This is a genomic window from Burkholderia sp. MBR-1 (assembly GCF_013822785.1).
GTDB classification, from domain to species: domain Bacteria; phylum Pseudomonadota; class Gammaproteobacteria; order Burkholderiales; family Burkholderiaceae; genus Burkholderia; species Burkholderia vietnamiensis.
On sequence record NZ_CP053612.1, the window covers coordinates 211,509 to 237,467 of the forward strand.

The 25,959-nt window shown below is 64.0% G+C and carries 27 protein-coding genes, 3 pseudogenes and 1 other annotated feature; of the genes and pseudogenes, 20 read left to right on the forward strand and 10 right to left on the reverse strand.

Annotated features, from left to right (window positions below; translation table 11 throughout):
* Position 1: 1 nt before the first annotated feature.
* The 5 genes from arsB to MBR110_RS30660 form a co-directional block, all read right to left on the reverse strand.
* Positions 2–1,075, reverse strand: a complete 1,074-nt coding sequence (gene arsB, locus MBR110_RS30640) for an ACR3 family arsenite efflux transporter (RefSeq protein WP_012210993.1) — start codon at positions 1,073–1,075, stop codon at positions 2–4.
* 63 nt (positions 1,076–1,138) lie between these two features.
* Positions 1,139–1,633 (reverse strand): arsenate reductase ArsC, encoded by a 495-nt coding sequence (locus tag MBR110_RS30645; protein WP_012210994.1) that lies wholly within the window; start codon positions 1,631–1,633, stop codon positions 1,139–1,141.
* A 17-nt stretch (positions 1,634–1,650) separates the two neighbouring features.
* Entirely contained in the window at positions 1,651–2,145 is a 495-nt protein-coding gene (locus tag MBR110_RS30650; protein ID WP_009693514.1) for an arsenate reductase ArsC, read from the reverse strand.
* Positions 2,146–2,154: 9 nt separating this feature from the next.
* On the reverse strand, positions 2,155–2,634 hold the full coding sequence (locus tag MBR110_RS30655; protein ID WP_009693515.1) for an ArsI/CadI family heavy metal resistance metalloenzyme: 480 nt from the start codon (positions 2,632–2,634) through the stop codon (positions 2,155–2,157).
* Complete coding sequence (locus MBR110_RS30660) at positions 2,631–2,966, reverse strand: ArsR/SmtB family transcription factor (protein WP_009693516.1); 336 nt, start codon at positions 2,964–2,966, stop codon at positions 2,631–2,633. The genes MBR110_RS30655 and MBR110_RS30660 overlap by 4 nt, the downstream gene beginning before the upstream one ends.
* A 599-nt stretch (positions 2,967–3,565) precedes the next feature.
* On the opposite strand from MBR110_RS30660, the gene MBR110_RS30665 reads away from it, so the two are divergent.
* The 9 genes and pseudogenes from MBR110_RS30665 to MBR110_RS30705 all read left to right on the forward strand — a co-directional run bounded on the left by MBR110_RS30665 (position 3,566) and on the right by MBR110_RS30705 (position 16,698).
* Positions 3,566–6,151 (forward strand): heavy metal translocating P-type ATPase, encoded by a 2,586-nt coding sequence (locus MBR110_RS30665; protein ID WP_012210995.1) that lies wholly within the window; start codon positions 3,566–3,568, stop codon positions 6,149–6,151.
* A gap of 120 nt (positions 6,152–6,271) precedes the next feature.
* Positions 6,272–7,446 (forward strand): IS3-like element ISBvi4 family transposase gene (locus MBR110_RS30670; protein ID WP_155121863.1). Its coding sequence is split into 2 segments (ribosomal slippage): positions 6,272–6,533 and positions 6,533–7,446, totalling 1,176 coding nucleotides; the frame shifts between segments, so codons are not numbered across the junction.
* Between the two features lie 129 nt (positions 7,447–7,575).
* A pseudogene (locus tag MBR110_RS30675) lies at positions 7,576–8,252 on the forward strand (NAD(P)H-dependent oxidoreductase).
* 210 nt (positions 8,253–8,462) lie between these two features.
* Positions 8,463–9,770 carry a TolC family protein gene (locus tag MBR110_RS30680; protein WP_012210996.1) on the forward strand — a complete coding sequence of 436 codons (1,308 nt, stop codon included), beginning with the start codon at positions 8,463–8,465 and terminating at the stop codon, positions 9,768–9,770.
* Between the two features lie 25 nt (positions 9,771–9,795).
* On the forward strand, positions 9,796–11,271 hold the full coding sequence (locus MBR110_RS30685; protein ID WP_009693522.1) for an efflux RND transporter periplasmic adaptor subunit: 1,476 nt from the start codon (positions 9,796–9,798) through the stop codon (positions 11,269–11,271).
* Entirely contained in the window at positions 11,264–11,407 is a 144-nt protein-coding gene (locus tag MBR110_RS30690) for a hypothetical protein (RefSeq protein ID WP_155295626.1), read from the forward strand. Before MBR110_RS30685 ends, MBR110_RS30690 begins: the two co-directional genes overlap by 8 nt.
* A complete protein-coding gene (locus MBR110_RS30695; RefSeq protein ID WP_012210997.1) occupies positions 11,400–14,612 on the forward strand; it encodes an efflux RND transporter permease subunit in 3,213 nt (1,070 codons plus the stop codon). The genes MBR110_RS30690 and MBR110_RS30695 overlap by 8 nt, the downstream gene beginning before the upstream one ends.
* Positions 14,612–15,295 (forward strand): heavy metal response regulator transcription factor IrlR, encoded by a 684-nt coding sequence (irlR, locus tag MBR110_RS30700; RefSeq protein WP_181709813.1) that lies wholly within the window; start codon positions 14,612–14,614, stop codon positions 15,293–15,295. Before MBR110_RS30695 ends, irlR begins: the two co-directional genes overlap by 1 nt.
* On the forward strand, positions 15,292–16,698 hold the full coding sequence (locus MBR110_RS30705) for a heavy metal sensor histidine kinase (protein WP_012210999.1): 1,407 nt from the start codon (positions 15,292–15,294) through the stop codon (positions 16,696–16,698). The genes irlR and MBR110_RS30705 overlap by 4 nt, the downstream gene beginning before the upstream one ends.
* An 82-nt stretch (positions 16,699–16,780) precedes the next feature.
* Here MBR110_RS30705 and MBR110_RS30710 read toward each other — a convergent pair whose 3' ends face one another.
* A complete protein-coding gene (locus MBR110_RS30710; protein WP_009693528.1) occupies positions 16,781–17,065 on the reverse strand; it encodes a DUF4148 domain-containing protein in 285 nt (94 codons plus the stop codon).
* 205 nt (positions 17,066–17,270) lie between these two features.
* Between MBR110_RS30710 and MBR110_RS30715 the strand changes: the two genes are divergently transcribed.
* Positions 17,271–17,588: a hypothetical protein gene (locus MBR110_RS30715; RefSeq protein WP_012211000.1), complete on the forward strand. Its 318-nt coding sequence runs from the start codon at positions 17,271–17,273 to the stop codon at positions 17,586–17,588.
* 199 nt (positions 17,589–17,787) lie between these two features.
* Here the strand turns inward: MBR110_RS30715 and MBR110_RS30720 are convergent, their stop codons facing one another.
* On the reverse strand, positions 17,788–18,948 hold the full coding sequence (locus MBR110_RS30720) for a porin (RefSeq protein ID WP_012211001.1): 1,161 nt from the start codon (positions 18,946–18,948) through the stop codon (positions 17,788–17,790).
* Positions 18,949–19,264: 316 nt separating this feature from the next.
* On the opposite strand from MBR110_RS30720, the gene MBR110_RS30725 reads away from it, so the two are divergent.
* Positions 19,265–19,540, forward strand: coding sequence for a DUF4148 domain-containing protein (locus MBR110_RS30725; RefSeq protein ID WP_009693531.1), 276 nt, complete (start codon positions 19,265–19,267; stop codon positions 19,538–19,540).
* Positions 19,541–19,566: 26 nt separating this feature from the next.
* Positions 19,567–20,070 carry a hypothetical protein gene (locus MBR110_RS30730; RefSeq protein WP_009693532.1) on the forward strand — a complete coding sequence of 168 codons (504 nt, stop codon included), beginning with the start codon at positions 19,567–19,569 and terminating at the stop codon, positions 20,068–20,070.
* 22 nt (positions 20,071–20,092) lie between these two features.
* Here the strand turns inward: MBR110_RS30730 and MBR110_RS30735 are convergent, their stop codons facing one another.
* Together MBR110_RS30735 and MBR110_RS30740 are read right to left on the reverse strand one after the other, a co-directional pair.
* Complete coding sequence (locus MBR110_RS30735) at positions 20,093–20,818, reverse strand: ZIP family metal transporter (protein ID WP_012211002.1); 726 nt, start codon at positions 20,816–20,818, stop codon at positions 20,093–20,095.
* Positions 20,819–21,103: 285 nt separating this feature from the next.
* Positions 21,104–21,898: an SOS response-associated peptidase family protein gene (locus MBR110_RS30740; protein ID WP_181709814.1), complete on the reverse strand. Its 795-nt coding sequence runs from the start codon at positions 21,896–21,898 to the stop codon at positions 21,104–21,106.
* 140 nt (positions 21,899–22,038) lie between these two features.
* Here MBR110_RS30740 and MBR110_RS30745 point away from each other — a divergent pair, with 140 nt between their 5' ends.
* Both MBR110_RS30745 and MBR110_RS30750 read left to right on the forward strand, forming a co-directional pair.
* Positions 22,039–22,284, forward strand: coding sequence for an AbrB/MazE/SpoVT family DNA-binding domain-containing protein (locus MBR110_RS30745; RefSeq protein WP_181709815.1), 246 nt, complete (start codon positions 22,039–22,041; stop codon positions 22,282–22,284).
* Positions 22,281–22,529, forward strand: a pseudogene (locus tag MBR110_RS30750) (PIN domain-containing protein); the annotation flags it as partial. The gene MBR110_RS30745 and the pseudogene MBR110_RS30750, both read left to right, overlap by 4 nt.
* A 33-nt stretch (positions 22,530–22,562) precedes the next feature.
* Here the strand turns inward: MBR110_RS30750 and MBR110_RS30755 are convergent.
* Positions 22,563–23,803, reverse strand: a protein-coding gene (locus MBR110_RS30755; RefSeq protein ID WP_157367621.1) for an IS3 family transposase whose coding sequence is annotated in 2 segments (ribosomal slippage) — positions 22,563–23,518 and positions 23,518–23,803 — 1,242 coding nt in all. Because the reading frame shifts where the segments join, the coding sequence is not laid out codon by codon here.
* Positions 23,403–23,519 (reverse strand) — a sequence feature (AL1L pseudoknot). (Overlaps the previous gene by 117 nt.)
* 48 nt (positions 23,804–23,851) lie before the next feature.
* On the opposite strand from MBR110_RS30755, the pseudogene MBR110_RS32455 reads away from it, so the two are divergent.
* The 6 genes and pseudogenes from MBR110_RS32455 to MBR110_RS30780 form a co-directional block, all read left to right on the forward strand.
* Positions 23,852–24,007 (forward strand): annotated as a pseudogene (locus tag MBR110_RS32455) (VapC toxin family PIN domain ribonuclease); the annotation flags it as partial.
* A 42-nt stretch (positions 24,008–24,049) separates the two neighbouring features.
* Positions 24,050–24,232 carry a hypothetical protein gene (locus MBR110_RS30760; protein WP_258570023.1) on the forward strand — a complete coding sequence of 61 codons (183 nt, stop codon included), beginning with the start codon at positions 24,050–24,052 and terminating at the stop codon, positions 24,230–24,232.
* Between the two features lie 13 nt (positions 24,233–24,245).
* Positions 24,246–24,437: a hypothetical protein gene (locus MBR110_RS30765; protein ID WP_181709817.1), complete on the forward strand. Its 192-nt coding sequence runs from the start codon at positions 24,246–24,248 to the stop codon at positions 24,435–24,437.
* Positions 24,438–24,532: 95 nt separating this feature from the next.
* Positions 24,533–24,730, forward strand: a complete 198-nt coding sequence (locus tag MBR110_RS30770; RefSeq protein ID WP_181709818.1) for a hypothetical protein — start codon at positions 24,533–24,535, stop codon at positions 24,728–24,730.
* Positions 24,731–24,757: 27 nt separating this feature from the next.
* Complete coding sequence (locus MBR110_RS30775) at positions 24,758–25,057, forward strand: hypothetical protein (RefSeq protein WP_309486127.1); 300 nt, start codon at positions 24,758–24,760, stop codon at positions 25,055–25,057.
* A 532-nt stretch (positions 25,058–25,589) separates the two neighbouring features.
* Entirely contained in the window at positions 25,590–25,910 is a 321-nt protein-coding gene (locus tag MBR110_RS30780; RefSeq protein ID WP_258570024.1) for a hypothetical protein, read from the forward strand.
* The last annotated feature ends 49 nt before the right edge of the window (positions 25,911–25,959 follow it).

The window sequence follows — 25,959 nt, forward strand, 5'->3', positions numbered from 1 at the left end:
GTCAGGTCCGGCACTCGTACCAGCCCTTCGACTGGTTGACGATGCGCACCACCAACAGCATGACCGGCACCTCGATCAGCACGCCGACGACGGTAGCCAGTGCCGCGCCGGAATGGAAACCGAACAGGCTGATCGCGGCCGCGACGGCAAGCTCGAAGAAGTTGGATGCGCCGATCAGCGCCGACGGGCACGCGATGTTGTGCTTCTCGCCTACGGCGCGGTTGAGCCAGTACGCGAGCGCCGAGTTGAAGAACACTTGAATCAGGATCGGCACCGCGAGCAGCGCGATCACCAGAGGCTGCTTCAGGATCGCTTCGCCCTGGAACGCGAACAGCAGCACAAGCGTGGCCAGCAGCGCCGCGATCGACCAAGGGCCGATCCTCGCCATCGCGGCATCGAATGCAGCCTGACCATTCGCGAGCAGCCGCTTACGCAGGATCTGCGCAATGATCACCGGGATAACGATGTAGAGCACGACGGACGTAAGCAACGTCGCCCACGGCACCGTGATTGCGGACATGCCGAGCAGCAGGCCGACCAGTGGCGCGAAGGCGATCACCATGATGCTGTCGTTCAGCGCGACCTGCGACAACGTGAACAGCGGATCGCCGCCCGTCAGTCGACTCCACACGAACACCATCGCCGTACACGGTGCTGCGGCCAACAGGATCAGGCCGGCGATGTAGCTGTCGAGCTGGTCCGTCGGCAGCATCGGCGCGAACAGATGGCGGATGAACAACCAACCGAGAAACGCCATCGAAAATGGCTTGACGAGCCAGTTGACGACGAGCGTGACGCCGATGCCTTTGACGTGCTGACGCACTTCATGCAGCGCGCCAAAGTCGACCTTGACCAGCATCGGGATGATCATCACCCAAATCAGCAGCCCGACCGGGAGATTGATCTGGGCATATTCCATCCGCCCGATCTGCTGGAACAGGCCGGGCAGCACCTGGCCGAGCGTGATGCCGGCGACGATGCACAGCGCCACCCAGACGGTGAGGTAGCGTTCGAAGAAATTGATGGAAGGCTTTGCGACGGCCTTGCCCGGCGGGGCGACATTGGACGTGTTCATGGATAGGGTTCAGTCTTGAAGTCGTCGGCGGCCGCGCGGTTCAGCGGACCGCCATGCGAATGGTCAGTTTTGCGAGATCTCGGTCAACGCCGTCTGGAGTTCGGCATTGCTCATGCGATCAAGCGGCAGCGCCAACAACTGCAGCATGCGATAGCCGATCGCCTGGCGCGTGAGTTCGAAGGCGAGTCGCTTGCCTTCGTCGCCGCCCAACGCGTTCGACGGATCGGCGTAGCCCCAATGCACTTTGACGGGGCTGCCGGGCCAGTACGGGCACGTCTCGGCGGCCGCGCTGTCGCACACCGTAATGACGACGCGCATCTCCGGCGCACCATCGCCGACGAACTCGTCCCAGCTCTTGCTGCGGTAGCCGCTCACGTCGACGCCAGCGGTCGTCAGCGCTTCCAGCGCGAACGGATTGAGGCGACCGCTCGGCGCACTGCCGGCGCTGTATGCGCGGACGTCCTTGCCGAGCTTCGCGGCCCAATGATTGAGCATCCCTTCGGACAGCACGCTGCGCGCCGAGTTGTGGGTGCAGAGGATCAGTACGTTCGTGGTCATGGGTTGACGATCCAAAGTTACTTTTGCCCGATCTCGGTCAGGGACTTTTGCAGTGCGACGTTGTCGAGTTTGGCGAGCGGCAATGACAGCAGCAGGTCGATACGACGCTTCAACGTCAGCGCGGCGTCGTGCATGGCCTGCTGTTTCTGTTCGTCGGAGCCCTCGACGTCGGCCGGGTCAGGCACACCCCAATGTGCGGTGATCGGTTGACCGGGCCAGATCGGGCACACCTCGCCGGTGGCCTTGTCGCACACGGTGAAGACGAAATCGAGCGCCGGTGCGCCGGGTGCCGCGAATTCGTCCCAGCTCTTGCTCCGGTAGCCTTCGGTCGGCAATTGCCAACGCGCCAGCTCGCGCAGCGCGAACGGATTCACCTCGCCTTTCGGATGACTGCCCGCCGAGTACGCCACGAAGCGGCCCTCGCCAAGGCGGTTCATCAGTCCCTCGGACAGGATCGATCGGGCGGAATTGCCGGTACAGATGAACAGCACGTTGTAGGGCTTGTCGCTCATGGTTGGACCTCAGCAGCAGGACGATTTCACCGGCACGCCGATCGGCTTGCCGCGTGCAGGGGAACAGCAAGCAGAAGCGTCGGCATTCGATTCAGCCGCCGACGCGTTACGGGATTCGCCGAAGGTGGGGACGTCGCCGAGCGTCTGGTACGTTTCCCATGCGATGCCTTGCGGGTCGACCGTCCAGTACTTGTCGGAGCGGGCGTAGCAGCACGCCGTACCGATTTGCTCGTCGACCGGCAGCGCGGCGCCGTTCAAGCGCGTATGCATCTCCGCCAGCTCGGCATCGTTTTCGACCTGCACGCCAAGATGATCTAGACCGGGCGCCGCGCCGCGCTGCGAGATCGCGAAGTCGACGCGAGGATCGTCGAGCATCCATTTCGCGTAGTCGCTCTTGACGACGGTCGGCTCAGCGGCGAACAGCGCCGAATAGAAACGGATGCTGTCAACGAGATCCGGCACGCTGATGTGCACATGGAAGCGCTTCATGAGTGTTGCTCCTTGACCGGGGAACACGCGCCCGCAGGCGAGCAGGGATTGCCGCCGCAGCAGTTCTCCGTGAGGTAAGCCAACAGGCCGTTCATCGTGGCGAAGTTCGCGCAGTAGAAGACGAAGCGGCCTTCCTGGCGGCTGGTGACGAGTTGTGCATGCGCCAGTTCCTTCAGATGAAAGGAAAGCGACGACGGCGGCACGTCCAGCAGCGTGGCGATCTGCCCGGCCGGCATGCCCTCCGGCCCCGCTTGCACGAGTGCACGAAAGACGGCGAGCCGGGATTCGTGGGCGAGTGCCGCGAGGGCGGCAATGGTTTGGTTTGTTTCCATGTTTCAATAGTAGTCGAAATATCGAAAGCAGGAAAGAAATCGGTCGATATTTCGGCCCTGCATTGGAATGCCTGGATTTGATAGTGTCGAACCGCGGCCCCTTGTCGGGCGCAAACTCGAGCGATGCGGGCACCTACGGCAAAAATTAGAGCGCTCCGATGTTGGCGAGCGGCAAACTGTTCGTAGTGGAAGTGCATACCAAAACAACGACTTACCATCGTGTAACAGTTAGTAGAGGGTCCGCCGGGATTCGTGAATATGCGAACCTTCGCATAAGTGCTTATCCCGGCCGACCTTCAACCTGTCAGCGAGGGATTAGACGAGACGCGGGGGGCGCCATAACCCGTTCGGGTCACGGACCGGAAGAGACTGGACGTAATGGAAGTTGGCGAATTTCACGTCCTGACCCGCGCGACGTCGGCCCCTATCTGATTGATTGGTATCCTGATCTCAGCTCGGAGCATCTGCTTCGGGCAGCGCAGCCGGCGCTATTTGCCGGCGATTGGAACGGACTGATAGACTCTCTTGCTGATGGAGCACCCTGGTGGCCGGTGAACCTTCCGGGCCGGCTGGCCATTTGTATGAAAATGGAGCCGTTCATGAGCGACATCCAGAAGCTGCGGCTGGATCTGCCGTTGGTTCTGCCGGACATATATGGCGCCGAAGACCGCTGCGTGAGCCGCCTGCAAGACAAGCTGGCGGACAGGCCTGGCATTGAAGGGGCTCATATCACTGGCGCGGCTGAAGGAGAGCCGCAGTTGTGTGTGCACTACGACCCCGCCGTGATCTCACTAAGCAGGCTGCGTGAGCTGATTCGGTCTGAAGGGCTCGCTGTGGCGGGCCGCTTCGCGCACATTGTGGGACGAGTGAATGCGCCGATGCATGTGCGTGCCACCAGGCGTGTTGCTGAGCAGCTGCGCTCACTCGGTGGGATCATTGAGGCCGACGTATCGCCAAGCGGCGTTGTCCGCATCGAATACGACCGTTCCCTCACTGACGAGTCCGATCTCACGCAGCGCCTGACCTTACTCGATATCTCTGTGAATTGGGCAACGCCGGCTGTTCAGCCGACCACGGCGGTCCGCTCTTGCAAGGCATCCGCAGATTCCGGCACGGCAGGGCATAAGGCGGCTGCCAATGACCACCGTGCGCTGCAGCGAGCCAACCACACTTGCGGGAAAGACGAGGGCGGCGAGCACAGCCATCGACACGGCGGGTTGTTCGGCGAAAAGACCGAGCTGATCTTTGCTTGCTTGTCCGGAGTCTTCCTGATGGCTGGATGGCTCGTGGGGCGACGCGGCACCGGTCTTGAATGGCTGTCCACCCACTGCTACGTGGTTTCGTACTTCTTCGGCGGCTACTACACCATCCAAGAAGCCATCGAGAACCTGCGTGCCAAGCGTTTCGAGATCGACACGCTCATGCTCGTAGCGGCTGCGGGTGCCGCGGCTCTGGGCTCCTGGGGAGAAGGCGCTTTGTTGCTGTTCCTCTTCAGCCTTGGGCATTCGCTCGAGCACTACGCCATGGGTAGGGCCCGGCGTGCCATCGAGGCCTTAACCAAGCTTGCACCTGACACGGCCACGGTGCGGCGCGATTCCGGGACGGAGGTTGTGCCACTGGAGAAGCTGGAAGTAGGCGACGTCGTCGTCGTGAAGCCCAACGAGCGGCTGCCTGCGGACGGTGTTGTGGTCGTTGGCACTTCCAGCGTCAATCAGGCACCGGTCACGGGCGAGAGTGTTCCAGTCGACAAGCGCCCCGTCGAGGATGGCCGAATCACAATCGGGCGCTTCGAGGGCGTAGCGGCTGAGAGCCGCGTCTTCGCCGGCACGATCAACGGCGCGGGCGCCATGGATATCATGGTCGCCCGAAAGGCCGATCAGTCGACGATGGCGCGCGTCATCAAGATGGTCACTGAGGCGGAGGCCCAGCGCTCGCCGACACAGCAGTTCACCGAGAAGTTCGAGCGCATCTTCGTGCCATCAGTGCTGGTGTTGGTCGGTCTGCTGCTGTGCGCTGGTGTTGTTATCGATGAGCCATTCTCCCACACCTTCTACAGGGCGATGGCCGTGTTGGTGGCTGCCAGCCCCTGCGCGCTCGCAATCTCAGTGCCCAGTGCAGTTCTCAGCGGCGTAGCGCGCGCCGCGCGGAGCGGTGTGCTGGTCAAGGGTGGTGGGCCTTTGGAGAACCTGGGCACGCTAACCTCAATTGCCTTTGACAAGACCGGCACGCTGACCGAGGGGAAGCCGAAGCTCACCGAGGTGGTCCCAGCTCAAGGCGTGCCTGAGCACGAACTGCTGGCAGTGGCGCTGGCGGTGGAAGAACACAGCGACCACCCGCTCGCCGCGGCGATTGTCAACGGGGCGAAGGAACGGCTGCGAGACAAGACCGATCTGCCGCAGGCTGTGGATGTCAAAAGCATCACCGGGCGCGGTGTCCGGGCTCAGTTAGGGGGCGAGACTGTCCACATCGGCAAGCCGATTCTGTTCAGGGAGCTGTCTGATTCAACCGTCCCTGATGACATCGACGAGGCCAACAAGAAACTCATCGCCGACGGACATACGACGATGATCATCCGCAAGGGAGCGCGCTTCCTGGGCGTGATCGGCGTCATGGACACGCCGCGCCCCGTCGCTGGCCGAGTCATGGGCGAACTCAGGAAACTCGGCATCGAGCGGCTAATTATGATTTCCGGCGACAGCCAGAAGGTGGCCGAGGCCGTTGCGCAAACCGTTGGCCTGACCGAGGCCCAAGGAGACCTTATGCCCGAGCAGAAGGTCGAGGAGATCAAGAAACTGCGCACCGAGCACGGCAAGGTGGCGATGGTGGGAGACGGCGTCAATGATGGACCCGCCATGGCTAACGCGACCGTGGGCATCGCGATGGGTGCCGCAGGCTCCGATGTTGCGTTGGAGACCGCCGACGTGGCACTGATGGCCGACGATCTGGCGCAATTGCCGTTCGCTGTGGGCCTGTCGAGAAGTACGAGCCGCGTCATCAAGCAGAACCTGTGGATGAGTCTTGGCGTCGTGGCGGTGCTGATTCCGGCAACCGTGCTAGGGCTGAACATCGGTACGGCGGTCATCTTCCATGAGGGGTCTACCTTGCTCGTGGTTGCCAACGCGCTGCGGTTGCTGGCCTACAAGCCTTTCGACAAGAGTGCCACGGCAGCTGAGCCTGCCACGTAACGTTAAAACAATGGGAGGGGGGACCGCCATGCCTTCCGAAGACAGTGAGCCAGGGTAGTTTGAGGCCGGTCGGAAAAAATGGAAGCCAACGTTTCGTAAAATCGAGAAACGGAGGCATGGATGAATCGAATTCCAAGAGCGGTCTATACGAAGGAGCTTCGCGACGAAGCGGTCAAGTTGGCGTTGGCCGAAGGTGTGGGGGTATCGGAAGCTTCCCGGCGCTTGTCGATCCCAATCAAGACGCTGGCAAACTGGGTGCGCGCGGCGAAGGCCGGTAAGCTGAAAGATGTCGGCCGGCACCAGAGGCCACTGACGGAAATGGAGGCCGAGCTGGCGCAGGTCAAGCGCGAACTGGCCGAGGTCAAAATGGAGCGCGATCTGCTAAAAAAGTTCGCGACGTACTTCGCGAAGGAGTCGCGGTGAAGTACGGCGTGATCGAACAAATGCGACAGGACTATCCCGTGCCGCCGATGTGCCGCGTGCTGGGTGTATCGGTGAGCGGCTACTATGCGTGGCGCAAGCGCGGGCCGTCCGAAAGAACGCAGCAGGAGCCTCGCCTGGAAGCGGAGGTACTTGCGGCACATCAGCGAACTCGGGAAAGCTTCGGGCCCGAGCGCCTGAAGCAACATCTCGATGAACGTGGCGTGCGAATCGGCGTGCACCGGATCAGGCGACTGCGTAGAAAACTGGGACTGCGCTGCAAGCAGAAACGCCGGTTCAAGGCCACGACGAATTCGAAGCACGACCTGCCTGTCGCGCCGAATCTGTTGAACCAGGATTTCTCAGTGACCGCGCCCAATCAGGCCTGGTGCGGTGACATCACCTATATCGCGACCGACGAGGGCTGGCTGTATCTTGCCGGCCTGAAGGACCTGTACAGCGGCGAAATCGTCGGCTATGCGATGAGCGAACGTATGACGAAAAATCTGGTCATGCAGGCACTGTTTCGCGCTGTCGCAACCCGACGACCGCCGGCGGGCCTGATTCATCATAGCGACCGTGGGTCGCAATATTGTGCGCTGGCTTATCAAGCACTCATCGGCCAGTTTGACATGCGCGCGTCGATGAGCCGCCGTGGCAACTGCTACGACAACGCGCCCATCGAATCCTTCTGGGGAACGCTGAAGAATGAACTGGTCTATCATCAACGCTTCGCCACGCGCGAGCAGGCGCGCCTGGCGATCAGCGAATACATCGAAATCTTCTACAACCGGCAGCGCACGCAGGCGCGTCTGAACTACCAATCGCCTGTCGCGTTCACGCAGCGCTTCTATTTGAATCAGATCGCTGCTTAACCCGTTGGCCTCCACGAATTCCGTCCGACCTCAGTTAATGCAGACCGCGGACGGTACCGGTGACCTGACCGACGATTGCCTACCCGCAGAGAGGTCCGTGCACCAAGGAAGGCGGCGGAGTCGTAACCGATGCGGAGGGCAAGCGCGTCTGAACAATTGGACGACCCGCCTCAGTTCGACACCACGCTGATCCTCGTGCCGGAAGGCGCGGCCGACGCCACCGTCGACCCATCCGCCCCGGCTCGTGCTTCTGCACGGCTCCCTGCATGAACGCTTGTTCAGCTGCTTGCCGGTCGAGGAAGCTGCGCCGCCGTTCACAGCGATTGGTGCCGGGTACGCGTGTTCAATCCAAGTGGGCGGCCTTCGTCCGATTTTGCACCCGAGAGCCACCCGAAGGTGGCCGGGTTGCGCGGGGTGGTGACGTGAGCGGAAGGCATAGTGTAGTGCTCGCCGGAACGGCACGGCGCAATGACCGGCATCATGAAATCACGGATCGACTGGATTCCTTCGTCGGTCGGCGCGGTGCGGCCGAAGCAGGGCAAGACGCTCGCGGTGATGCAGGTGGGCGGCGGATCTCAGTCGTTCAACGCTGTAAACCGGATGCGCATGCTCTGAGGCTGGATGCGCATGCTGATGATCCCGAACCAGTCGTCGTCGGCCAAGGCGTTCGCGGAATTCGACGAAGCAGGGCGGACGAAGCCGTCGGCCCATTACGATCGGCTCGTTGACGTTATGGAGGAGCCAGTCAAGTTCACTCTACCCGAGACGACGGCCCAAATCTGGTCGACCGATACAGCGAGCGCTAGGAAAGGGCCGAGGAACTGGCGCCGCGCGCGTACCAGAGAAAGATCTGATGATCGATGGGCAGCGAGACTTTCACACAACCTTTACCCCAGCCGTGGGTTTCCGAAGTGCTTTCTTGACTCTCCCAAGATGACGGAAACGTCATCACCGTGTCATGTTCGCGCTGCGGCGTGATCGTAGCATCGGTCACAAACCGTTACCGCAGGACCAACATGCTCAAACCCAACCTCGCCCTGGCCATCGTGTTCGCGATGGCCGCGACGGCTCATGCGCAGCCATCGCTGTCGCCGGGGCCGGCCCCGGGTGCCGCCGCCGCGCCGATCGGCGCACCGCCGTCCGATGCGCTTCCTGCGTCGTCGTTGACGTTGTCCGACGCGCTCGCGGTCGCGGCCCGGAACAATCCGGCGCTGCGCGGCGCACGCGCGGATGTCGATGCATCGGCCGGCGTGCTGATGCAGGCCGGCGCGCGGCCGAACCCCGAAGTGTCGTTCCTGCAGGAAGGCTTCAGTCGCGCCGAACGCACGTCCACCGCGCTGATCAACCAGACCATCGAGTTGGGCGGCAAGCGCCGCGCACGGCTCGACGTCGCGTCGTACGGCCGGGAGGCGGCCAGCGCGTCGCTCGACGAGCAGGGCGCCGCCGTGCGCGCCGACGTGATCGCCGCGTTCTACGGGCTGCTCGCCGCGCAGCGCCAGCTTCAGGTGACCGAAGAATCGGCCGCGATCGCCGCGCGTTCGGCGGATCTCGCGGGGCGTCGCGCGCAGGCCGGCAAGGTGTCGCCGGTCGAGGCGACCAAGGCGCAGGTCGCGGCGGCCGGCGTGCAGATCGAAGTCGTGACCGCGCGCGGCCGTGTCGAGGTCGCGCGCGAGAAACTGAACGCGGTGATGGGCGAGGCGCGCAACGACCGGCTTGCGGTGCTCGGCGACCTGGAAACCGTGCCGCCGGTCGAGCCGTTGTCCGCGCTGACCGCGCAACTCGACGATGCGCCGCTCGCGCGGGTCGCGCGCGCCGAGATGCTGCGCTCGAACGCGGCCATATCGCTCGAACGCGCGCGGCGCATTCCGGACGTGACGGTCAGCGCCGGCGTGAAGCGCGTGACCACCGGCGGCGTGCCGAACAACCAGGCGGTGGTCGGCGTGTCGATCCCGATTCCGCTGTTCAACACGAACAAGGGCGCGCTGCTCGAGGCGACGCACAAGGCCGAGCGCGCGAACGCCGATCTCGATCGCGAACGCACCCGCCTGCGGCTGGAGTTGACGCAGGCATACGCGAATTTCGAGGCGGCCGAGCAGGAAGCGCAGCGGCTGAAGTCCGACATCCTGCCGGCCGCGCGCCTCGCGCTCGACGCGATGTGGCGTGGCTACGAACTCGGGAAGTTCAGCTTCCTCGACGTGCTCGACGCGCAGCGCACGCTGTTCCAGGGCCAGTCGCAATACGTCCGTGCGCTCGCCGGCGCCCATGCGGCCCGCGCCGATATCGGCCGGCTCGTCGGCACGCCGCTCGCGGCCGTCGCGCAATAAGCGCGCCTCTTACTGGAGGATCATCATGTCACGCAGCAGAATCTTCGTTATTGCGGCGGCCGTGCTCGGCGGCGCAGGGATCGTGATTGGCGCGCTCGCCGTCACGCGGGGCGGCAGCGGCGCGTCGGCGCCGACCGCCGCCGAAACCGCGCAGCCGACCGACGCCGCCGGCGTCGGCGCGCGCGGCGGTGTCGTGCTCAAGCGCGGCAAGCTGTCGGTCGAGATCGTGATGACGGAAAAGCCCGGCGACGCGCGGCTCGTCGTCTATCCGTTCGTCGACGACAAGCCGGCGACCCAGGGCGTGACCGTGTCCGGCACGCTGGTGCGCTACGATCGCACGCACGAACCGTTGCGATTCGACGCGGCCGGCCAAAAGTTCGTGTCCGCGCAGTCGATTGCGAAGCCGCACGTGTTCGATGCGACGATCGACGTGAAGTCCGGCAACGACGCCGCGTCGTTCCCGTTCGCGCGCGCCGACGGTGCGATCGCGCTGACCGACGCACAACTGGCGACGTCGAGGATCGCGCTCGCGAAAGCCGGCCCCGCGCAGATCGCGACGCCGTTCCAGCTTCCCGGTGAAATCAAGTTCAACGAGGATCGCACCGCGCACGTCGTGCCGCGCGTGGCCGGCATCGTCGAGCAGGTGTCGGTGTCGCTCGGCCAGAACGTCGCGAAAGGGCAGGTGCTCGCCGTGATCGCGAGCACCGATCTGGCCGACCGCCGCAGCGAGCTGCTGACGGCCGAGCGCCGGCTGTCGGGTGCGCGCGCAACCTACGAACGCGAACGCACGCTGTGGCAGGAGCGTATTTCTGCCGAGCAGGATTACCAGCAGGCGCAGGTGCAGTTGCGCGAGGCCGAGATCGCCGTGCAGAACGCGCGGCAGAAGCTCGCCGCGCTGAATGCGCCGGTCGGCGCGGGCGCGCTGAACCGTTATGAACTGCGCGCGCCATTCGCGGGCACGATCGTCGAGAAGCATGCGACGCCCGGCGAGGCGATTGCCGCCGACGCGAGCATGTTCGTGATCTCTGACCTGTCGACCGTGTGGGCCGAGATGGCGGTGCCCGCGCAGCGGCTCAACGACGTGCGCGTCGGTCGCGATGCCACGGTGAGCGCGACCGCGTTTGAATCGCGTTCGAGCGGCCCGATCGCGTACGTGGGGTCGCTGCTCGGCGAGCAGACGCGCACCGCGCCGGCGCGCGTCGTGCTGCCGAACCCGGATCGCGTGTGGCGCCCGGGAATGTTCGTCAACGTGTCGGTCGACGCCGGCAGGCAGGGCGTGCCGCTCGCGGTCGCGAGCGACGCGTTGCAGGACGTCGACGGTGCGCCGTCGGTGTTCGTGCGCTCGCCGAAGGGCTTCGTCGCGCAGGCCGTCGAAACGGGGCGGCGCGACGAACGGGCGACCGAGGTGCTCAAGGGGCTCAAGCCCGGCCAGGAATACGCGGCGTCGAACAGCTTCGTGCTGAAGGCGGAGCTCGGCAAGGGGAGCGCGGAACATGAATGAGCAGCAATACGCGTGCGCCGTGGCGCGACTGGCGGCCCGCTATGCGGCCTGCTTTCCGGTCGGCCGGGTGACCGGCCGCGCGGCCCGTCCGGTGCGGCCGACCGTGCCCCGTTTCAAGGAATCCCGACATGTTTGAGCGCCTGATCCGCTTTGCAATTGCGCATCGCTGGCTGGTGATGCTGGCGATCGCGGCCGTGGCTGCGCTCGGCGTATTCAGCTACCAGCGGCTGCCGATCGACGCGGTGCCCGACATCACGAACGTGCAGGTGCAGATCAACACGTCCGCGCCCGGCTACTCGCCGCTGGAGGCCGAGCAGCGCATCACCTATCCGGTCGAGACCGTGATGGCCGGGCTGCCGGGGCTGGAGCAGACGCGCTCGATCTCGCGCTACGGGCTGTCGCAGGTCACCGTGATCTTCAAGGACGGCACCGACATCTACTTCGCGCGGCAGCTCGTCAACGAGCGCATCCAGGAAGCGAAGGACAAGCTGCCGGCCGGCATCGCGCCCGCGATGGGGCCGACGTCGACCGGCCTCGGCGAGATCTACCTGTGGACCGTCGAGGCCGACGCCAACGCGCGCAAGCCCGACGGCACGCGCTATACGGCGACCGACCTGCGCGAGCTGCAGGACTGGGTCGTGCGACCGCAACTGCGCAACGTGCGCGGCGTGACCGAGGTCAACTCGATCGGCGGCTACGTGAAGGAATACCGCGTCGCGCCGAATCCGGCGAAGCTGATGTCGTACGGGCTGACGCTTGCCGACGTCGTGCGCGCACTCGAGCGCAACAACGACAACGTCGGCGCCGGCTACATCGAAAAGCGCGGCGAGCAGTATCTGGTGCGCGTGCCGGGCCAGGCGCGCACCGTCGACGACATCGCGAACATCGTGCTGACCAACGTCGGCGGCGTGCCGGTGCGGATGAAGGACGTCGGCGTGGTCGACATCGGCCGCGAACTGCGCACCGGCGCCGCGACGTCGAACGGCGAGGAAGTCGTGCTCGGCACGGTCTTCATGCTGATGGGCGAGAACAGCCGGACGGTGTCGAAGGCCGTCGCCGCGAAGATGGAGGACGTGAACCGCACGCTGCCGGCCGGCGTGAAGGCGATTCCGGTGTACGACCGCACGGTGCTGGTCGAGAAGGCCGTCGCCACCGTGAAGAAGAACCTGCTCGAAGGCGCGGTGCTCGTGATCGCCGTGCTGTTCCTGTTCCTCGGCAACATCCGCGCGGCGCTGATCACCGCGCTCGTGATTCCGCTGTCGATGCTGATGACCTTCACCGGCATGGTCAACGCGAAGGTGAGCGCGAACCTGATGAGCCTCGGCGCGCTCGACTTCGGGATCATCGTCGACGGCGCGGTGGTGATCGTCGAGAACTGCGTGCGGCGGCTTGCGCATGCGCAGTCGGCAGCCGGCCGGCCGCTCACGCGCGACGAGCGCTTTGCCGAAGTGTTCGGCGCATCGCAGGAAGCGCGCCGCGCGCTGATCTTCGGGCAACTGATCATCATGGTCGTGTACCTGCCGATCTTTGCGCTGACCGGCGTCGAAGGCAAGATGTTCCATCCGATGGCGATCACCGTCGTGATGGCGCTCGCCGCCGCGATGGTGCTGACCGTCACGTTCATTCCCGCGGCCGTCGCGTTGTTCATCGGCGAGCGGGTCGAGGAGAAGGAGAACCGGTTGATGGGCTGGGCGCGGCGTGCGTACGAACCGGTGCTCGCCGCGTTCATGACGCGCCCGGCGCGCGTGATGATCGGGGCGGGCGCGATCGTGCTGGTCACGCTCGGGCTCGCGACGCGGCTCGGCAGCGAGTTCATTCCGAGCCTGAACGAGGGCGATCTGGCCGTGTCCGCGCTGCGGATTCCCGGCACGAGCCTGTCGCAATCGGTCGAGATGCAGAAGTCGATCGAGAAGACGCTGAAGGCGCGCTTTCCCGAGATCGAGCGCGTGTTCGCGCGCACCGGCACGGCCGAGATCGCGGCCGACCCGATGCCGCCGAACCTGTCGGACGGCTACATCATGCTGAAGCCCGCCGACACGTGGCCCGACCCGAAGAAGCCGCGTGACCAGCTCGTGCGCGAGATCGAGGAAGCGCTCGCCGAGCTGCCTGGCAACGCGTACGAGTTCTCGCAGCCGATCCAGCTGCGCTTCAACGAACTGATTTCGGGCGTGCGCAGCGATGTCGCCGTGAAGATCTTCGGCGACGACATGGCCGTGCTGAACCAGACCGGCGAGCAGATCGCGGCCGCGTTGCAGAAGGTGCCGGGCGCGTCGGAGGTCAAGGTCGAGCAGACCACGGGCCTGCCGGTGCTGACCGTCAACCTCGACCGCGACAAGCTCGCGCGCTACGGCGTGAGCGTGGCCGACCTGCAGGACTCGGTGGCCGCGGCCGTCGGCGGGCAGAAGGCCGGCACGCTGTTCCAGGGCGACCGCCGCTTCGACATCGTCGTGCGGCTGCCCGACGAACTGCGCTCCGACATCGAGGCGATCAAGCGGCTGCCGATCGCGCTGCCCGCGCCGGCCGCCGGCGCCAGCGCGCCGCTCGCGGCGGCGCCGTACGTGCCGCTCGCGGAGCTCGCGACGATCGACGTGGCGCCCGGCCCGAACCAGATCAGCCGCGAGGACGGCAAGCGGCGGGTGGTCGTCAGCGCGAACGTGCGCGGCCGCGACGTCGGCTCGTTCGTCGCCGATGCGCGCGAGCAGTTGCAGCAGGACGTGCGCGTGCCGGCCGGCTACTGGGTGTCGTGGGGCGGGCAGTTCGAGCAGTTGCAAAGTGCGAGCGAGCGCCTGAAGCTCGTCGTGCCGCTCGCGCTGTTCATGGTATTCGTGCTGCTGTTCGTGATGTTCAACAACGTGAAGGACGGGCTGCTGGTGTTTACCGGCATTCCGTTCGCGCTGAGCGGCGGCGTCGTGTCGCTGTGGCTGCGCGGGATTCCGCTGTCGATCACGGCGGCGGTCGGCTTCATTGCGCTGTCCGGCGTGGCCGTGCTCAACGGTCTCGTGATGATCTCGTTCATCCGCAACCTGCGCGACGAAGGCATGCCGCTCGACGCCGCGGTGCACGACGGCGCGCTCACGCGGCTGCGGCCCGTGCTGATGACCGCGCTGGTCGCGTCGCTCGGCTTCCTGCCGATGGCGTTCGCGACCGGCACCGGCGCCGAGGTGCAGCGCCCGCTCGCGACGGTCGTGATCGGCGGTATCCTGTCGTCCACGGCGCTGACGCTGCTGGTGCTGCCGGTGCTGTACCGGGTCAGCCATGCGGTGTCGTGGCGCGCGGCGTTGCGCGGCGGCTTCGGCGCGGGCGTGCTGCGCCGGCTGGGTTTTTTCAAGGGTAATGCGTGATGCGAATTCTGATTGTCGAGGATGAACCGAAGACGGGCGCGTATCTGCGCAAGGGCCTGACCGAGGCCGGCTACGTTGTCGACTGGGTCGAGGACGGCATCACGGGCCAGCACCAGGCCGAAACGGAGGAGTACGACCTGCTCGTGCTCGACGTGACGCTGCCCGGGCAGGACGGCTGGACGCTGCTGCAGAACCTGCGGCGCAGCAAATCGACGCCCGTGCTGTTCCTCACTGCCCGTGACGACGTCGGCGATCGCGTGAAGGGGCTCGAGCTCGGCGCGGACGACTATCTCGCGAAGCCGTTCGACTTCGTCGAGCTGACCGCGCGCATCAAGTCGATCCTGCGGCGCGGCCAGCCGCGCGATTCGAACACGCTGCGCGCGGCCGATCTCGAACTGGACCTGACCCGCCGCAAGGCCACGCGGCAGGGCGACACGATCCTGCTGACCGCGAAGGAGTTCGCGCTGCTGTGGCTGCTGATGCGCCGCGAAGGGGAGATCCTGCCGCGCGCGACGATCGCGTCGCAGGTATGGGACATGAACTTCAACAGCGACACGAACGTCGTCGATTCGGCGATCCGCCGGCTGCGCTCGAAGATCGACGACGCGTACGAACCGAAGCTGATCCACACGGTGCGCGGCATGGGCTACGTGCTCGAAGCGCGCGGCGGCGCGGCCGCATGATCGCGCGCCTGCTGCCGCGAACGCTGCGCGGCCGGCTGACCGCGCTGATCATCCTGTCGACGTCGGTGATCCTCGCGTCGAGCGGCGTCGCATTGTACGAAGCGCTGAGCAACCGTGTCGAAACGACGGCAGCCGAGCAGATGGCCGGTATTTCCGCCGCATTGGGCGCACACCTGGCCGAGGCGCGCACGACGGCCGACGTCGCGCGCAACACCGATATCTGGATCGACCAGTTGCACGGTCATCCGAACATGGATCTCGCGATCTTCGATGCCGCCGGTACGCGCCTCGTCGGCACGCCCGGCTTCCGTCCGTACGCGCCGCTGATGTTGACGAACGCCGGGCGCGTGCCGGTCGGCATCGCCCCGCCCGGCGCAAGACACCAGTATCTGCTGACGACCGTGCCGCTCGCCGGCGCGGGTGCGCCGGTGGTGCGCGTCGCCGTGCAGTACGATCGCAGCGCCGACGTGCTGCTGCTGCGCACGCATGCCTATACGATCGTCGTGATCGAGGTGTTCGGCGTGGTGCTTGCGGCCGCGATCGCATACGGCATCGCCGCGCTCGGGCTGAGCCCGCTGCGGCGGTTCGCGGCGCGCGCGGAGCAGATGTCGTCGAGCCGGCTCGCGCATCCGCTGCCGGAACTCGATACGTCCGGCGAGCTGAAGGAGCTCGAGCATGCGTTCAACGGCATGCTCGCGCGGCTGAACGAATCGTTCACGCGGCTGAGCCAGTTCTCGTCGAATCTCGCGCACGACATGCGCACGCCGCTGACGAACCTGCAGGCGGCCGCGCAGGTTGTGCTGTCGCAACCGCGCAGCGCGGACGAATACCGGAGCGTGATCGAGTCAAGCATCGACGAATACCAGCGGCTGTCGCGGATGATCGAGGACATGCTGTTTCTCGCGCGTTCGGAACAGGCCGGCACGTCGATCGATGTGCGGCGCCTGAATGCGGCGGAGGAGGCGGAGCGGGTGGCCGGCTACTACGAGCCGCTGGCGGAAGATGAAGGCGTGACCGTGAAGGTCGACGGCCACGCATGGGTCGATGCGGACCTGACGCTGTACCAGCGCGCGTTGAGCAACCTGCTGTCGAATGCGCTGACCTATGCGCCGCGCGGCAGCGTCGTGACGATCGATTGCGTCGAGCAGGGCGGTGCGACGACGATCGCCGTGTCGGATACGGGGCCCGGCATCGCGGCGGAGCACGTCGGGCGGATTTTCGAGCGTTTTTATCGCGTCGATCCGTCGCGCCACAATTCGGCGTCGGGCACGGGGCTCGGCCTCGCGATCGTCCGGTCTATCATGGACAATCACGGCGGCGAATGCGGCGTCGACAGCGAGCCGGGCCGCCGCACGACCTTCTGGCTGCGCTTTCCGCGACGGCCGGCCGCCATCAGCACCTGACAGCGCGGGCGGACACTCCCGCGCGTTCGCCGCAAGGCGGCCTCGCGCGGCGCGTCGCCGGCGGCGGTGTGGCTGCGGTTCATTACTTCGCGGCGAGGGCGTCGTGGTTGTCGGTCTGCGGCTTCTTCTCGCCGCCATGGACCGAAATCCCGTGCAGTTCCTTGTTGCGCGCGACGACCTCGGCGGTCGGCGGGTACTGCGTCTTGTTGATCGGCACGATGCCGTCGTGCTGTGCCTGCTTCAGTTCGTTGATCACCTGCGTGCGGGACTTGCCCTGCGTTTGCGTTTGGGCGAACGCGGCCTGCGTGGCCATGCCGAGCGACAGCGTGGCGGTGACGAACAGTGCTGCGAGTTTTGCCGTTTTCATCGAGTGCTCTCCTTGATCAGGGCCGCCGGGTGGCGAACCATGGACCCAGTATGCGAAAGCAGCCGTGCGTGATCGTGATAGCGAGATGAAAAATGCGTCAGATTGCGAGGTGCGGGATGTACTGGACGGACTCGGTCGATATGACGCAATCGTCATGTTCGCGTCACGGATGCGATGAGCGGGAAGCGGAACATGAAGCCCGCCGTTGGCCGATGCGCCGGCGGCATTCGTGCCGATCGCGACAGCCGCATCGATCGCGGGCGGCGTCGTTCAGACCTTCATTCCGGACCGGAAATTGCCTCGTCCCGCCATTCGCCTCGCCTTGATCGCAGCCCTGACCGTCCCGTTGTACGCGGGCTGCGTATCGACTCGTTCCGATACCACTGCCGCCGCCCGCAAGGCGGCACCGGCCAATCTGATGCCGGGCGAGCAGGTAGACTACGCCGGGCATCGCTGCGGTAATCCGAACATGCATGTTAAGACGCATCCATGCCTGTTCCCGCAGTCTAATTCCAGGCCGTGATCGTCGAACGCCCAAAAAAAAGCCCGGTACTCGATGAGTCCGGGCCCAATGCGTGATCGTGCCGTGTGGCAGCGACCCGCTGCGTGGATGGGAGCGGGCAGGGCCCGCCACCGTTCCGATCGTAGCGCCACGACACATCGCGAAGTTGATCGGAACATGAAATTTTCGTCACACGGCCCGCATGGTTGATCGCCGTGATTCAGAACCGGTGGCGCAATCCGAGATTGATGATGCCCTGCGTGCGCGTACCACCGTAGCCGTAGGAACCGATCGACGCTTGCGCTGGCTGCGTGCCGCCGTCGAGCGTGCGCTGTTCGCCATTCGCGCGCTGCCACGCGCCGACTGCATAGAGATCGGTGCGCTTTGACAGCACGTAGTCGGCGCCGGCGGACACCTGATGGTAGGTCGCGCTCGTATCGCCGCGCGCCTTCGTGTAGCTGTAACCGACGCCGACGAGCAGGCTGGCTGTTGTCTGATAGTTGAAGAATCCGCGCGCGGTGTCGTACTTCTGCGTGCCGCGAAAGGCCGACGTCGCATCGGCCTTGTACTGCGCATTGCTGTAGTCGATGCCGACCGTGAACGGCGCGAAGGTGTAGCGCAACGCACCGCGCGCGATGCCGATCGATTTCGCGGAGATATAGCCACCGTTGACGAGCGACCCGTCGAATGTGCCGTCCGATGTGCCGTTCCACCCGGTCCGGATGCCATTGGCGAGCGATGAACGGTTGGCCGCGTAGTAGTAGCCGCCTGCCGCGTCGAACGGGCCGTTGCTGTACGACAGGCCGGCCGACCAGGTTTGCCCGGCGCCGCTCTTGCCGGCTACGCCGCCAAGCGCGTACATGCCGACGAACTGGAAGCCGCCGACCACGGGTGACGTGTACTTCACCGCGTTGTCGGTGCGCGACGACGTGTCGTAGTTATCGACGTCGCCGGGCGTCGCGTACACGCTGCCGAAGTAGAAATCGCCGGTGATCGGCCATGCGACATCGGCGAGCGCATCGTACTGGCGGCCGATCGTCAGCGTCCCCCAGCGCGCGCTTTCCAGCCCGACGAACGCCTGCCGGCCGAACATCCGGTTGCCTTGCCCGAGCGCGCCGGTGTTTGGGTTGAAGCCGTTTTCCAGCGTGAAGATCGCCTTCAGCCCGCCGCCGAGATCCTCCGCGCCTTTCACGCCGAAGCGGTTGCCGAGCAGGTTCCCGTTACCGAGGCCGACGAGGTTCTTGCCTTGCGCATCGGCATTCCACACATACGTAAGCGAAGTATCGAACAAGCCGTAGAGCATCACTTCCGTGGCATGCGCAGCATGCGCGGTCGTCAGCAGCGCTCCCGACATCATGACGAGTCGAACCGGATTATTCATGGTGTGTTCCTGAAGTTGAAGGTGATCGTTTCGTGCATCGTTCGATGCCGGCGCCGAACTTGTGTCGCGACGGGCCGGAATATCGCGATTGCGGTGGCGATTCTGGAAAGCGTTCGGATCGTGGAGGTGATGGACAAATGAGAAAAATGTCATCGCGGTGTCATGCGTGCGGAAACATGCGGTGATTTCGATTCGTACTGCGATGTACAAGATGCGCGGACGGTGACGAAAGCGTCATGAAGCGGTCACGCATCCGCACCGCCGCGGGATCAAAGTGACGGCTCCTGTCACGGAATTCCAGTAAGGAGCCCACCCCATGAACATTCCGCGTCCGCTGATCGGCATTGCCGCCGTCGCGCTGTCGATTGCCGCCTTCTCGCAGGCCGTGGCCGCGCAGCCGAAGAGCCGCCAGGAAGTGTTTCAGGAACTCGTGCGTGCGCGCCACGACGGCGTGATCCCGAGCCCGAATCACGACTATCCGGCGAGTCCGGCCGCCGTCGCGCGAAATCAGGAGGTTCATCGCTCGACCGTTCATCGTGGCGAGAAGATGCCGATGGTCGACGCGCACGACAACCGCTTCGCGGTGCTTTGATCGTTGATTCAAGAAAAGGAGGGGCGATGCGAAATATCGTGAAAGGAATCGTGCTGGCGGCGTGCCTGATGTCGACGGCCGCGACGGCGGCAGGCTGGCCGGAACGTGCGCTGTCGCACGCGCCGGCCCACGACGTCGGCAGCCGCGCGAACGAGCGGATGCTTTGCGAATTCGCGGTCGTGCCAGCCGGCGCGTGGACCGCGAGGTTTGCGCGCGGGCTATGCGAAGTCGACAACGGCTGGTTGACGTTCGTGCCGGCCGATACCGGAGACGATTCGGCGGTCGCGGAGACGCGGATCATGCTCGGCGACGTTCGCACCGCGTCGCATCAGTCACGCAAGCTGAAGGAGCAACTGCAGCTGACCACACGCGACGAAGTGATCGCGCTGAACGTGCTGGCCGACGACGGCAGCCGCAAGTCGCGCGAACATGCAATCGATCTCTGGACCGCGTTACGCGACGAGGGTGTCACGCCGGTCAACGGCACGCGGATCGTCGATACCTATCCGACTGGCGCGACGACCTGGTAACCGCCGCGCCGTTACGCCCGGTTCATCCGACTTTCACCGATCCTTCGATCAGGAAGAACACGATGAAGCCGATGAAGAACGAAGCCGTCGCGAACGGCGATTCGGGCACTTCGTGCGCTTCGACCAGCAGTTCCTCAGTGACGAGGTACAACAGAGCGACGGTGCCCAGCCCCAGCAGCGCTGCATAGATATTCGCCGGCAGCCCGGCGAACGCCGCATTGCCGACAACGGCCGCGACGCTCAGCAGGGCCGCGAGCGCGACCGGAACGACGATCGACAGCAAGCGGCCGATGCCAGCCGCGGCCAGCGCCGCGCTGACCGAAAGGGCGAGGAACAACACCTCGAGCGTCAGTGCGACGGTCAGGATGATGCCGCTTTCGTCGCTCGCGGAAAAGGCAATGCCGAGCACCAGGCCGTCAACGACGAGGTCGATCGCGGTGATGATGATCAGGCTCACCGGCAGCCGCGCTGTCTCGAAGCGCGTTTCGATCGATCCGGATAGCTCGCTGATCGCGAGCATCAGTGCGATCCCGAGCACGAAACCGACGACGACCGGAATCAACGCATGCGCACGGTCTTGGGGCAGCAGTTCAAGCGCGGCGGCCGCGAACACGATGCCGCCCGTGAAATGCTGGATCACGCTCGACGTTTTCGGGCCCGGCGCTCGCCAAGCGGCCGCGAGGGCGCCGAAACAGGCCGCCAGCACGGGCGGTAACGTGAGCAAGGCGAGCTTTGCAGTCGGTGTCATGGAGTCCAAGCGGTTGGCGTGTGGCAGGCGGGTAGGGCTGAAGCCAGGTAGCGATACACGATTCCGTCATGCCGGAAGCGGCAGCGAACTCGTCCAACGGCGAATTAGGGATCGAATACCCGGAAGGGACTTCAGGATCGTGGCATTTGACAATGGCTGGAAACTCAGTCGGAGGATAGCTGACGATTATTGAATCGTATTAACGTGGCCGGCGCGCGGCAAACTATTCGTTGTCAAAATCCACATTCAATCAACGAGTTACGATCGTCTAACGGCTAATAGTATTCAGATGCATCGGTCATGTCCGGCGGCTGCCACTTCCGGCGGTGGGTCGTCGGTGATCGCCGCGAACGACCACAGGTCGTCGGCGCCCGGGATCTCGGTACGCGTCCACAGGCAGGCGACCTGCATGTGTTGTGGGGGCGTCGGGTCGAAGCGCAGCACGACGTTCTGGCCGTCGCACTTCACGTTCTCGAAGAACGTGTCGACGAGCAAAAGGCCGTGCGTGAAGCCGAAAACCTTGCGCCAGGCCGTGCCGAGCGAGTCCGAACGGGCATTATAAACTCCCGGCTTCTGCTTCTCGTCCGCCTCGGTCCAGCCTGGCAGGCGGCATCGATATCGCATCGGCACGACCAGGCGCTTGCCGTCGATTTCGATCAGCACAGGCGCATACCAGCCGGGGAATATCCGCGAATCGCGCTCTTGCAGGTCATGCCGGCGGAGATCGTCGAGCCCGCGCGTGGCGGCCGTGATCTTGTCGGTTGCGATCCGGACGTCCTCGGTCGCCTTTTTCGTGACCTTCTCGGTCAGCTTCTTCTCAGCGGCCGCCAACCGCGCGCGCTGCTCGAATAGATCTGTCTCAAGCTTGACCACTCGCTGCCTCCGATACTCGGCAATCGCGGCTGAGATCCCGTCATCGACGGAACCGGAAAACGCGGCGTCGACGGCCTTCGGGATCTTGATGTCGCTGGATGCTGCGCGCGCGACGTACAGGCGCCGAAATGTATCGATGTCCACATCGGCGCCGTAGAGTCGTACGTACTCGCGGTAGTTGGCTTGGATCTTAGCGGAATAGCACATCCCTCGTTCCCCGGTCGGCAACGGTATCGAAACAGGTTACAGCAACTCTCGGTTATGGGAAAAAGGTGCCGGTTCCTATCGGGGGTGCCCTTGCGTTTTGGACCTCCTTACCTTAAAGTAAGGAGTATCGGAGGTATGCCATGACAACAGCGACTATCACGTCGAAGGGGCAAGTTACGATCCCCGTCGATGTACGTAATCAGCTTGGGTTGGAATCGGGAGACCGACTCGAATTCAGCTTTAATGAAACGACCGGTCGGTATGAGATCTATCCGGCCACGCGCTCGCTTACGTCGCTCAAGGGTATCGTGAAGAAGCCGACGACCCCAGTATCGATTGAGGACATGAACCGAGCGATCGCGGAGCAGGGAGCGTCCGCTCGATGATCGGCCTTGATACGAATGTGCTGGTTCGCTACTTTGCCCAAGACGACGCTGTTCAGTCGAAGAAAGCGACGGCGCTAATGGACTCTCTGTCGGCCGATCGTCCAGGATACGTTTCGCAAGTCGCATTGATCGAAGTCGTATGGGTCCTCGGGCGTTGCTATGGCGTCGAGCGCAATCAGATGAGGGACATCATCGATTCGATGATCGCAACCAAGGAACTGGTCGTTGAAGCCGCGGACACGGTATGAACCGCCCCGGGTATCGCGGAGGCTGTTTGGTTAAAGTAAAACGGCCTCGTCGGCGGTTCTGCCAAGTTGGTTGTAGTAGTTTGCCTCAGCCTCGGCGGGCGGGATATAGCCGATCGATGAGTGCAGGCGTTGATGGTTGAACCAGGCGACCCACTCCAGGGTGGCCAGCTCGACGGATTCCCGGTTTTTCCAGGGCGCACGACGATGGATCAGTTCGGCTTTGTACAGACCGTTGATCGTCTCGGCCAAGGCGTTGTCGTAGCTGTCGCCACGGCTGCCGACCGAGGGCTCGATACCGGCTTCGGCCAGCCGTTCGCTATAGCGGATGCTGACGTATTGCGATCCCCTGTCGGAGTGATGGGTCAGAGAACCGTCATTGCCGGGCTGCCGGGCGTACAACGCCTGCTCCAGCGCATCGAGCACGAAGTCCGTGGTCATGGACTTGCTCACGCGCCAGCCGACGATGCGCCGGGCGTAGACGTCGATGACGAAGGCCACGTACAGCCAGCCCTGCCAGGTCGAGACGTAGGTGAAGTCCGAGACCCAGAGCTGGTTTGGCCGATCCGCCCGGAACTGCCGGTTGACGCGATCCAGCGGCCGCACGGCAGCATCGTCGGCGACGGTGGTGCGCAGCCGCTTGCCACGCCGCACGCCTTGCAGGCCCTGGACGCGCATCAAGCGCTCGACCGTGCAACGAGCCACCGCCACGCCTTCGCGGTTCAGTTGCCGCCAGACCTTGTCAGCGCCATACACGCGATGGTTCTCCTGCCAGACCCGATGGACTTGTGGCTTCAGATGTTCGTCACGCCGGGCACGGTCGCTGCGCCGCGACGGTTCGCGCAGACGCGCGGCGTGGCGCCGATAGGCCGACGGGGCAACCTGCAACACCTTGCAGATCGGCTCGACCCCGTAGACCTCCCGGTGCCGGTCGATGTAGGTGTTTACGACTTCAGCTTGCGGTCGAGCTCCGCCTGCGCGAAAAAAGCGCTGGCCGTGCGCAGGATGTCGTTGGCACGGCGAAGCTCGCGGTTCTCCCGCTCCAGCTCCTTGATCCGTTCGCGCTCGCTGGTGGTCATGCCTTCGCGCTGCCCGCTGTCGACTTCATGCCGCTTGACCCAGGTCAGCAGCGTCTGAGCCGAGCAGCCGATCTTGGGCGCGATCGACTCGACCGCCACCCACAACGATGGATACTCGCTGCGAGACTCCTGCACCAGGCGCACTGCGCGCTCGCGCACTTCCGGGGAAAACTTGTTCGCGTTGTTCTTGCTCATGGCTCACATTCTCTCAAGAGTTGGAGCCTCCGCGAAACCCGGGGCGGTTCAGTACGAAAAGCCCTTCGCGTCTTCGCTGCCTCTCCGAAAGCGGATTTTGCGGACTGTCTGATCGCGCGCTCCGGACACGTTGCCGAATGTGAGTACACGGCAACTTTCGACGTCGCGGCGTCGAAGGTCACCGGGATGCAGCTGATCAAGTAATACTGCAGAAGTCGACAACCTGGAAAAAAAGCAATGACACGAATGTGGACTGTCGTGCGCTTTCCGAATGGCTCGTGGAGCTATGGCGGGAAGCCGACCGCACCGGACTATGCGCAGTGCGAAGTCTGGCAAATTGAGGCCGAATCGGCCAAGGATGCGGTCAAGAAGGCGCAAGCGAAGCGTATCCGCGAGCGGAAGAAACTTGCGGCGGTGACGGCCGCGTAAAGAGGAAAAGGGTATGTTCACAACAGCTAAAGCAGAACTGAAGGAACTGATAACGCTGGTGGCGGAGATCGAGCGCTACGACGCGACACTGGCTGTAAAGCGCGACATCATTCCGACCGAGGAATCGCGACAAGAGCGACGTCGCAAGGAGAAGCGGAAACTCGAACTCCGCAACAAATACGAACAGAGTGGGGTGCGAAGCTGAAACGTCTATTCGGATTATCGTGTAGAAAATCTGAGGCCATTCTGGTTCACAGAAAGTAGAAATTGTTTAGCATCTTTCTTGAAGGAAACGATCCCATGGCAGTCAACATTGCAATTCAACGGGAGCGCCACCAGGAAGTATTGCAGGCCGCCCTGTCGTGGTGGGAGGGGCACCGTCCAGTGTCTTTTGACTTGCGAAAGCACCTCGGCAATCCGACCGTCAACATGCCGACCGAAAGGGATAAGGCGCTTGCCCAGGCGGTTGCCGCCGCAGTCGAAGTTGGCGTCATCTGACGCACTGCGGCATCGGAATTCCACCCGATGTTCCTGACAGCCTCCGAAACACTTAATGGTGCCCACGAAGGCAGGTCGGGCGACATCCGGCAAGCCGGAGAAGTGAGGTCATTCATGAACAAGGATGCTTTGCCTGACGGCGAGTATCTCGCGACGTGTCGCGAGCGCAATCTGCTGTCCGCGGCAGCGAACGGACACAGCCCGGTTTTCCCGAGCGCCCGAGTCAAGGTGAAAGCGGGCTGGGCTCATTTTTATCGAGACGACGTCGAGGTCTGGAACTGCAACGCGGTATATGCTGCCGCGAACTTCAATATTCAAAAGGCGTAGATAGGCTATGGCAACACTGCTTGAGTGCCTCCGCGAATTGCCCGCGGATCTAGTCATGCGTGACCTTGCTGCCGTACGTGATGAAGTTGCGACGGTGGCCGAACATATTCGGCGCCTCCCTCACGATGAGGAGGGGTACGAAGTGCGAAAGGAACCGCGTAACTATGAGCGGAAGGCATTGACAGCCGTCGGTCTGATTGGCGGCCCGGCAATGTACAGAGAAATTCGGTAGGTGAGGTCATCGTGAATCTCGGCGCGATCACTATCCCTTGTCCACACTGCGGTCGTCCGGCGCTTGCTAGCGCGAGCAAGGGAGTGTGGTGCCATCACTGCAAAAACGGAACGGCGAAATAGGAGGACGAGGAATCGGCCTTTCGGCGCGCCAAGGTCTAGCACAACCCTATGGCCTCGGACTGGTGCATCTTCGATGACAGTCTTGATCCCAGGTGTGGTTGAAACGTAACCGTAGGCAACACTCGTCGGACGGAACATTCCCATCGCACCGGCCTGATAGCCGAACATTGGAAAGCGAATGGACCAACTTTACAGTATCGATGTGTCGACGGCCGGCGACACCGTGTGGGTGACGGGGCACGACGGATCATGTGTCGGCCGATTCAGCAAACGTTTTGGCATCGATGTACATCGAACCGTGACCGAGCAGCTGGCCGGCGCGGACCAATGCCTGTTTTGCACACATGAGCCTGCTGGCGCGGAGGAATGGCGTGTCTTTCGTGAGGCCGTTCTGAGGCACCATGGGATTGACGTGCCCATAGATACGATCCGGTTTGGCGCGGAGTTAGCGAAGGCGCGCCAAGCGATGGAGCGCTGTTCTGAGGCAAGCGATCGGTGAGCGACGCCTCCGGTGTAGCGGACCACTAGACTTGACTTGCGGCGACACG